A 1,806-nucleotide genomic window follows, 5' to 3' on the forward strand; every position below is an offset into this window, starting at 1 on the left:
GCCTTCATCGGCTTCGAGGCCACCACGATCTTCGGCGAGGAGGCTCGCGAACCGCGCAAGACCATCCCCATCGCGACCTATCTGGCTGTCGCCATCATCGCGGTCTTCTACGCGTTTTCGACTTGGGCCATCGCGCTTGATTACGGGCCTGCGAACATCGTTGCGGCGGCAGAGGCAAATTTCACCGGGCTTTATCAGGTCTCGATGGAAAAGCATCTCGGCAGCTTTTCCGGTGTGGTGCTGCAAGTCTTGATGATCACCAGCCTCTTTGCCTGCGTCCTGTCTTTCCACAATACGATCAACCGCTATTTCTTCGTGATCGCGCGTGAAGGGCTTTTGAACGCCAAGATGGCCGCGACCCATGCCGAACATCAGTCGCCACAGGCCGCCGGCATCGTGCAAATGATCATGGTGGCTGCGATCGTACTGGGGTTCGCCCTGGCCGGGCTGAAGCCGGAAGTGATTGTCGGCCTGTGCTCGGCCTTCACGGCTATTGGCATCTTGATGATCCAGTGTGTGGTCTCAGTTTCGGTGATCGCGTTTTTCAGCAAGGATCATCGCGGCGTGAATGCCTGGCGGCGGCAAGTCGCCCCGGCGCTATCGACGATCGCCCTGGCGTCTTGCCTCTACCTCATGGCCAGCCATCTCGCGCTGGTCAGTGGCTCGGAATCGATCTTCGTCCAGGCCTATCCGATCATCATCGCCGGGATCGGCGTGATTGGCATCCTGTTTGCCCGCTGGCTGAGGACCGCCCGACCCCAGACATACGCGAATCTTGGCCGCGTATTCAATTGACGTCAAAGGACCACGCCGCCGGAGCCTCGACCTCCGGCGGCCGCAGCAACCAGAAAATTAGGGAGCGGCGGCCGGCAGGTCGCCAATGAAGCAGCGATGAGCAATCAAGCAAGCAATCACAGCAAGCCCGTCTTCGACCTGCCCCCGGGCACTCATACCGTGTCGTTCGGATTCGGCGACATGAACGGCATCATGCGCGGCAAGCGCATTCCGGCGGCGCATTGGCCGGCAGCCTGCGAGAACGGCATCGCGATCATCGGCGCGATGTTTGCGATGGACATGACCTGCGACATCTGGGAAACGCCGTTCTGCGGCTTCGACAACGGCTATCCGGACATTCACATGTTTCCGCTGGCCGCCCCGGTCGCCTGCCCCTGGGAAGAAGGCGTGGCGATCTGCCTCGCCTATACCGAAGGCATGGATCACAAGCCGGTTCCGGTCGACCCGCGCAATGTGCTCAAGCGCCAGGTCGAGCGCGCCAAGGCTATGGGCTTTGACGTGCTGGTCGGCACCGAGCTTGAATTCTACCTGGTCGACCCGGAAACCAAATTGCCGAAAGTAAAAGACAATCAGGTCTACGGCATCAATCGTTCGGCCGAGCTGGAACACGTCCTTGGCCCGATCCGCAATCATTTGACGGCCATCGGCATTCCGATCGAACAATCAAACCCCGAATATGCGGCCGGACAGGTCGAAGTGAACATCCGCTATGACGAGGCGCTCATCGGGGCCGACCGGGTGATCCTGTTCCGCAACATGATCAAAGACATTGCGCGGCGCGCAGGATATCTGGCCACCTTCATGGCCAAGCCCTTCATCGACCAATCGGGATCTGGCTTCCATACCCATTATTCGTTGTGGAAAGACGGCAAGAACGCCTTCGCCAACGACGGCACCATCAACAAGCTGGGCCTGTCGTTTCTCGCGGGAATGCAAGCGCGGATGGCCGAGATGTCCTTGGCTGTCTCAACGACGCCCAACGCCTATCGCCGCCGCGTACCGGGCTTGTTC

2 protein-coding genes are annotated in these 1,806 nt (G+C 60.0%); both read left to right on the forward strand.

Annotated elements, in window-relative coordinates:
• Positions 1-795, forward strand: a 795-nt coding sequence (locus AC1DUU_RS31060; protein WP_476787152.1) for an APC family permease, incomplete at its 5' end; no start/stop codon positions are given.
• A 96-nt stretch (positions 796-891) separates the two neighbouring features.
• Positions 892-1,806 (forward strand): type I glutamate--ammonia ligase (locus AC1DUU_RS31065; RefSeq protein ID WP_476787153.1); only part of this gene is annotated, 915 nt, incomplete at its 3' end.

Source organism: Aminobacter sp. P4_H6_2, from assembly GCF_056400805.1.